This is a genomic window from Cupriavidus sp. UME77 (assembly GCF_014170355.1).
Classification (GTDB): Bacteria; Pseudomonadota; Gammaproteobacteria; order Burkholderiales; family Burkholderiaceae; genus Cupriavidus; species Cupriavidus basilensis.
On the sequence record NZ_LZZU01000041.1, the window covers coordinates 22251 to 29541 of the forward strand.

At 64.7% G+C, this 7291-nt stretch carries 7 protein-coding genes; 4 read left to right on the top strand and 3 right to left on the bottom strand.

Annotation, left to right across the window (positions count from 1 at the left end):
- Positions 1-584: 584 nt before the first annotated feature.
- Positions 585-953 carry an AAA family ATPase gene (locus tag A9975_RS38555; RefSeq protein ID WP_370564693.1) on the bottom strand — a complete coding sequence of 123 codons (369 nt, stop codon included), beginning with the start codon at positions 951-953 and terminating at the stop codon, positions 585-587.
- 3 nt (positions 954-956) lie between these two features.
- Positions 957-1241 (bottom strand): hypothetical protein, encoded by a 285-nt coding sequence (locus A9975_RS15120; protein ID WP_183033501.1) that lies wholly within the window; start codon positions 1239-1241, stop codon positions 957-959.
- A 235-nt stretch (positions 1242-1476) separates the two neighbouring features.
- Between A9975_RS15120 and A9975_RS15125 the strand changes: the two genes are divergently transcribed.
- Positions 1477-2232, top strand: coding sequence for a DeoR/GlpR family DNA-binding transcription regulator (locus A9975_RS15125; protein ID WP_150986981.1), 756 nt, complete (start codon positions 1477-1479; stop codon positions 2230-2232).
- Positions 2233-2258: 26 nt separating this feature from the next.
- On the opposite strand, the gene A9975_RS15130 is transcribed toward A9975_RS15125, so the two are convergent.
- The gene (locus tag A9975_RS15130) at positions 2259-2909 is read right to left on the bottom strand and encodes a pyridoxamine 5'-phosphate oxidase family protein (RefSeq protein ID WP_183033502.1); all 651 of its coding nucleotides are present in this window, start codon (positions 2907-2909) and stop codon (positions 2259-2261) included.
- Positions 2910-3296: 387 nt separating this feature from the next.
- Between A9975_RS15130 and gdhA the strand changes: the two genes are divergently transcribed.
- The 3 genes from gdhA to A9975_RS15145 all read left to right on the top strand — a co-directional run.
- Positions 3297-4640, top strand: a complete 1344-nt coding sequence (gene gdhA / locus A9975_RS15135; protein WP_150986983.1) for an NADP-specific glutamate dehydrogenase — start codon at positions 3297-3299, stop codon at positions 4638-4640.
- Between the two features lie 423 nt (positions 4641-5063).
- Entirely contained in the window at positions 5064-5894 is an 831-nt protein-coding gene (locus tag A9975_RS15140) for a sulfotransferase (RefSeq protein ID WP_183033503.1), read from the top strand.
- A gap of 140 nt (positions 5895-6034) precedes the next feature.
- The coding region (locus tag A9975_RS15145) for a DUF4347 domain-containing protein (RefSeq protein WP_183033504.1) at positions 6035-7291 on the top strand (1257 nt) is incomplete at its 3' end.

Consider the following 7291-nt stretch of genomic DNA (forward strand, 5'->3'; position numbering starts at 1 on the left):
AGAGGAGAGGGCCGCTCTTGGCGAATTCCATCGGGGCCGCAGGCTTGGCCTGCACTAGGCCGGATATAAGTCTGCAACCAACCCTGATCAAGCATCGCGTAACGTTTACCTAGCAAACCGGGGCGCGTTCATATAAGTGACCGGCAGCCCCCGCAGGGGGATGTCGTATTCCTTTGGGTGCAAAAACCAACACCGCCCCGAAAAGTAGCGACACCCCTCAAAGCCCTCAAAGCGCGCCCCGAAACCCCCGCAATGGTTTCAGGCGCTTTTCGGTCGCCGGTAAATGGCAGCCATCCACGATGCGCAGGCGATAGCCATTCACCGATGGCGGCTGCTTGCGCAACATCGGTTGCACGACCGTTGAAATGGCCTCTAATACGGTGGCCCAGTGAGCTGGGGCAAGAGTCGGCCAGGAAATGCATCCAAGGCCCATTGCGGCAGCCTGGAAGAGCGCTGGCGCATGCGGTCGTTTTCCCAGGACAGAATCAGGCGTGAACGTAGAGCGGAGTTGTCCAGCGCAAAGGTCCTGTCGGCAATCTCGAAGGCTGGGGCGAAATTGGCAAGGCTTCGGGCGTGGCGGCGCCTTACATCTCCGGGGGGGGCACCCAGTGACCTCCCGCAGCCGTTCGCTGGGCGATGCGCGCGATGCAAAGGCCTGGATCGGGACCGCCGACGAAGACGAGATTGACTTTGTAGCCGGCAACCTTGGCCCGTCTCATCAGGATCAGTTCTCGCTTGCCAGAGAGCGTGGTATCGACGGCGAACGATGCGCTTTCGGCCAGGAGTTTCTCTTGCTCCCGGACGGCGAGTCGGCCAGCCTCAATGGGGGAGACGACAAGCTCAGCAGCGATCGAATCCGGTGACACCACTGGAATCCGGCTGGCGAACCAGCGGTCCGCCACTGTGGTCTTCCCTGCGCCATTAGGGCCGGCAATCACCCATAGCTGCGGCACGGATCAGATAGCCCGCACGACCGTAATCGTCCCGTCGAGGTCGACGCGTGCCAGCTCTTCGCTTCCATCGGGGTTCTTCTTGACGATAAACCCGGGGTATTTGGGATCGGCGTAGTAGACCGGCCGGCCCTTGTCGAGGTGCTCGCGCGCAGCGGTCTCGCCATGGGTGGCAATGGCTTGTTCGAATTCCGCCGAGGCGCGGAATACCTCGCTGCCCGGCTTGATCGCGCTCTGCCGCATTTCGGTTCCTTCGCGCGTAAGCGCGTATTGCGTATTGAATAGCGCCATTTTGGCACACTGCGGATGCTATCGCGGCGTGGCAGGTGATGTGATCCATCTGGCATGTGGAGATCTGCTCCGCGCGCCGATTTGTGCAATCGCAGTCCCTTGCCACCGGATCCACCTGACGTTGTTGACGCGGCAGGAATCCTTCGTGGCTCGGTGAAAAGGACGGAGTTCAGGAAGTCGATCACGATCGACACGTTAGAATCCCACTTTGTTTTTCCTACGCAGCGGAGTCCACGTGCTGGCTGAACAGCGGCAAAAATTCATCCTCGACCAGCTCGCCGCCAGCGGCGCGCTGGCCATCAGCGAGCTGGTCACCGAGCTGGATGTCTCGCGCGAGACCATCCGGCGCGACCTCAACGCGCTGGCGGCGCGCGGCCTGCTGATCCTCACGCACGGCGGCGCGCTCACGCCTGAGCGGGCCGAGCCGGATGCACAGACGCGCGCCGCGGTCAATGCCGAGGGCAAGCGCGCCATCGGCATGCGCGCGGCGGAGCTGGTGCCCGATGGCGCCTCGCTGATCATCGACTACGGCACCACCACCCACACCGTGGCGCAGGCGCTGCATGGCCATCACAACCTGCTGGTCTATACCAATGACTTCGCCATCGCCCTGCTGCTGGGGCGGCGCAACGGCAATCGGGTGGTGATGCTCGGTGGCGAGCTGCAGGACAACGAGGACGCCACCCACGGCTGGGACACCATCGAGCAACTGTCGCGCTACCACGCGGACTTTGCCTTTATCGGCACCGGCGGCATTACCGCCGACGGCCAGATGAGCGATTTCTCGCGTGCCGCCGCCGAGCTGCGCAGCCGCATGCTGCAAGCGGCAAGCGTGGCGTGCGTGGTGGCGGACCACACCAAGTTTGGCCGTAATGCCGGCGTGCTGGTGAAGCATTTCGAGAAGGCGGCTTACTTGATTTCCGATATGGCGCCTGAGCCCGAGCTGGCCGCTGCGCTCAAGGCGCGCGGGCCGGTGTTGCGCATCGCCTGAGGGCGGCAAGGGCGGCAAAGGCGGGTTCAGGCGAGGCTGGCCGCAAGGGCCACGGCCGTCGCCTCCAACGCGTCCAGCGCGATGGGCGCATGGGGTAAGCACCTGCGGCGGCGGCGGCCCGCGATGTCATAGTCAATGCCATAGCTATCCACGCCAAGCACGCGTACGCCGCCCGGCGCGGCGAGCGACGCCGCTTGCACGATCCCGGCCTCGACGCCTGGCGGCACCTGCGGCAGGGCGTCCCATGCCGATTGCCCAATCCAGCCCATCCGGCCGACGCCACCGATAAACCGTATGGCGCTCGGGTGGATGCGGAAGAACTGGAAATCCAGCGCCAGCAATGGCTCGGCAGCCGGCGCATAGCGCAGGTAACGCGCCAGCTCGTCGGCATTTGGCTCGATGCGGGCCGCATCGCCCACCAGCGTCAGGCGCGGGGCGTTCTGCACGTCCGCTGCGCCGGGCTGTAGCACCGACAGGCTCACTCTCGCATCGGCAAGGAGGTTGCGCGTGTGCTCGGCCAATGCGCTGACGCAGATCACGGGCGCGCTGGCCGCGTCGGTCACGAACGGCACCACGGTGGCGTAGGGGTAGCCGGGCAGGGCGCAAGCGTGCGTGGCCAGGGTGCCGTAGGCCGCTTCGTGGAGCAGGCTGACTACTTGATCGATCGGGACTTCCACGTTCTTTGCCCCCTTGTCCGTGCGCGATCCGACGATTGTACGGCGTGCTCACGCCCGCCTTCGAGGCCGCCGCCTCCGCCCGGTGGTCGCTGATCGCACAAAAATACAAGCAAGTCGCCTTTATATGTCTGCTGGTCAAAGGTGTTGTGCCTGTCTTGCCACCTACGTCAAATGCTAAGCTTCGCCCTTGGCGATACATTCAACCCCAATCTTGAATGTATTGACATGACCCGGTGGCCGTTGCCACATCGCCGCCGGGCTCGCCGCAGTTGCGCCGCCCCGGACCATCCGGGCAGCGCCGTGGCATCCCTCGGCACGCCCGCCGGACAGGTATCCGCGGCGGCCGTCTTCTGCCAAGCACCAGCACATCGAAACGAAGAGACACTTGTGACATCTGCCTCCCTTGAAACATTCCTGGCCGGCGTTGCCCGGCGCGACCCCGACCAGCCCGAATTCCTCCAGGCCGTGAAGGAAGTCATGATGACGCTCTGGCCCTTCGTCGAGCAGCATCCGCGCTACGGCGAACAGGCCTTGCTGGAGCGGCTGGTGGAACCCGAGCGCGTGATCCAGTTCCGCGTGGCATGGACCGACGACCGCGGCCAGGTGCAGGTCAACCGCGGCTTTCGCGTGCAGCACAGCTCCGCCATCGGCCCCTACAAGGGCGGCATGCGCCTGCATCCCACGGTCAATCTCTCGGTATTGAAGTTCCTGGGCTTCGAGCAGACGCTGAAGAATGCGCTGACCACGCTGCCCATGGGCGGCGGCAAGGGCGGCTCGGACTTCGATCCCAAGGGCAAGTCCGACGGCGAGGTGATGCGTTTTTGCCAGGCGCTGATGACCGAGCTCTACCGCCACCTCGGCCCGGACACCGACGTGCCCGCCGGCGATATCGGCGTGGGCGCGCGGGAAGTCGGTTTCATGGCCGGCATGATGAAAAAGCTGTCCAACAGTTCCGCCAGCGTCTTCACCGGCAAGGGCATGGCCTTCGGGGGCAGCCTGATGCGGCCCGAAGCCACCGGCTACGGCACGGTGTATTTCGCGCAGGAGATGCTGCACCGCCGCGGGCGCGATTTCAGCGGCCTGCGCGTGCTGCTGTCCGGCTCGGGCAACGTGGCCCAGTATGCCGCCGAGAAAGCGATCGAGCTGGGCGCCAAGGTGCTCACGGTCTCCGACTCCGGCGGCGTGCTGCATTACCCCAAGGGCATGAACAGCGAACAATTGACGGCCTTGATGGCTTTCAAGAACGAGGCGCGCGGCCGCCTGGCCGATTTCGCCGCCGAGCAGGACCTGCACTTCGAAGCCGGCCGCACGCCCTGGCACGTGCCGGCGGACGTGGCGCTGCCCTGCGCCACGCAAAACGAGCTGGACGGCAATGACGCCGAACGCTTGCTGGCCAACGGCGTGTTCTGCGTGGCCGAAGGCGCCAACATGCCCTCCACGCTGGACGCCGTGGACCGCTTCCTGGCCGCGCGCATCCTTTACGCGCCGGGCAAGGCCAGCAATGCCGGCGGCGTCGCCACCTCGGGGCTGGAAATGTCGCAGAACGCCATGCGCATGTCCTGGCACCATGCCGAGGTCGACGAGAAGCTGCACGCGATCATGAAGGACATCCATGGCAACTGCATCCACTACGGCCAGAAAGCCGACGGTTTCATCAACTACGTGGAGGGTGCGAACGTGGCCGGGTTTGTGAAGGTCGCGGACGCGATGCTGGCGCAGGGCGTGGTTTGATAGCGAACTCATAGCGGGTTCAGGCTCGTTGGCCGGCGTCTTGGTTTTCTGACCCGTCCGCCGGCGGCAAAACGGCAAAACGACATAGCGGGAGGGCGGCGACGCCAGCCCGCTTTTTTTGGCATTTGTCGGCCACGGCGCTATCGGGCGTTGTTTGCCGTCGACACTCCGGCGATTGCGTGGGAATACCGGTTAGCAGATAGGGATATCGCGTCCGATCCCCCCTTTAGAGGGGTGTTAAATCGCCGACCCGCGCGGGTGCCCGATTTGCGGGAAAGCGGCTTGCCGCGCGCCAATATTCTGTAATACAAGTCTGCCGAAAATCCCCGCGGCGGCCCCAATCTTGCTCGTCTGTCATATGTACGAGCGCCATGTCCATCGCATAGACTACCGGCTCAAAACATAAAAACAGCGGTGAATCGGGTGTCTTCCAACCAGTTCCACTTCATCTCAGGCTTACCCCGGTCAGGGTCAACCTTACTGTCCGCGCTACTGCTGCAGAATCCCCGGTTCCACGCCGGGATGACGAGTCCGGTGGGGACGCTGTTCAATGCCGTGCTGGCGCAATGCAGCGCCGGCAGCGAATTCGGGCCCGTGATCGCCCAGGACCAGCGCCGCCGGCTGCTGCGTGGCCTGTTCGATAGCTATTACGCGGACAAGGCCGGCAAAGGCGTGGTGTTCGACACCAATCGCAACTGGTGCGCACGCATGCCCGCGCTGCAGGATCTGTTTCCCAATGCCAAGGTGATTGCCTGCGTGCGCAATGTCGCCTGGGTCATGGACAGTCTTGAGCGCTTGTATCGCGCCAATCCGTATGAAAACACCAAGCTGTTTTCCGATGACGCTGAACGCAGCAGTGTCTATAGCCGGGTCGATACCCTGGCGCAGCGCAATCGCCTGGTTGGCTTTGCGTGGGCCGCGCTCAAGGAAGCCTATTACGGCGAGAACGCTGGTTCCCTGCTGCTGGTCGACTACGACTTGCTCAGCCAGGCGCCCGACAAGGTAATGCGCCTGGTTTATGACTTTATCGGCGAGCCCTGGTTTGAGCACGATTTCAACAACGTGCAATACGACGCGCCGGAGTTCGATCAGTCCTTGGGCGTGTCCGGCCTGCACCAGGTGAAATCCAAAGTGGCAAAGCAAGCTCGGCGCAGCATCCTGCCGCCGGACCTGTTCGAGAAGTACGCCGCGCTGTCGTTCTGGGAGGACGGCAGCAAAAGCGCGGCCAATGTCATCCGCGCAAAGCTCGATTAGCGCAACCAGCACGATTGGCGCGTTTAGTACGACGAACAAGGGCTGGCACTCGCTGGCCGATTTCAGAAAACCGACCAGAAACTGCAGCCCGCCGCGCGCCTCCTGAGCCGTGCCCGGCGTGGATGCGCGAGGAGAGCGATATGTGGTGGACCCGGAAGCAGAAGGTTGAGGGCGCGGTTGCAATCCCGGCCCGGCCGGCAAAGCGGTCCAGTCCGCTCTCCTCGTCGCTGATCATGGCGCTGGAGCCCCGCATCATGTTCGACGGCGCCGCGGTCGCCACGGCCGCCGCGGCGGCCCACCCGGCCGCGGATAGCCATGGCGCGCCGGCGGACAGCCACGCAGCGGATAGCCACCCCACGGATAGCCATGCGGCGCCAGCCGCAGCGCCTGCTACTGCCCAGCCTGCGGACGCCGCCGGCCATGCTCCCGCGCCGGCCGAAGCCGGTGCCCCGTCCTCGCCGGCTCCGGCGCCGTCCGGGCACAACGTGCTGTTCGTGGATAGCCGGGTGGAGGACAGCGCGAGCCTGCTGGCCGGTGTCGCGCCCGGCACGGAAATCGTCTACCTGAACCGCAACGCGGACGGCCTGGCCCAGATGGCCGATTACCTGTCGGCCCACCCCGGCGCCAGGTCCGTCCAGATCATCGCCCACGGCGAGGCTGGCGACCTGTGGCTCGGCAATACCTACCTGTCCGGCGACAACGTTGGCAACTATGCGAGCAGCCTGGCCAGGATCGGCAGCGGCATCCAGAGCGGGGGCGACATCCTGATCTATGCTTGCAGCACCGCGCAAGGCGCGGCCGGCCTGTCGTTCGTCGACTCGCTGGCGGCGTTGACGGGCCGCGATATTGCCGCCTCGGACAACCGCACCGGCGCTGGCAGCGACTGGAACCTGGAAATTTCCACCGGCCAGATCGAAGCCACCTCGGTGCTGTCGGCCAGCGCGGAGTCCGCCTATGCGCACGACCTGGCGCTGATCACCGTGACGAGCACCGCAGATGCTGGTGCAGGCACCCTGCGCAACGCAATCAGCTCGGCGCAAGCGGGTGACACCATCACCTTCAGCACCGGCATGACGATCAATCTATCGACCCTCACGTCGGGCAATTCGCTGCTGGTGATCAGCAAGAACCTCACCATCGACGGCGACATCAATCACGATGGCATAGCCGACGTCACGCTCGATGGGCACTACAACGGCCGCGTGCTGGAAATCACCTCCGGTTCGACCGTCGGGCTGGAGGGGCTGGTGATCGAGCATGGCCTGGTTTCGGGCAGTGGCGGGGCCGGCGGGGTGGGTGCAACCGCCGCCGCGCAAGGTGGCGGCATCTACAACGCCGGCACGCTGACTTTGTCGGACGTTACCGTCACGGCCAATGCGGCTGCCGGTGGTGGTGGC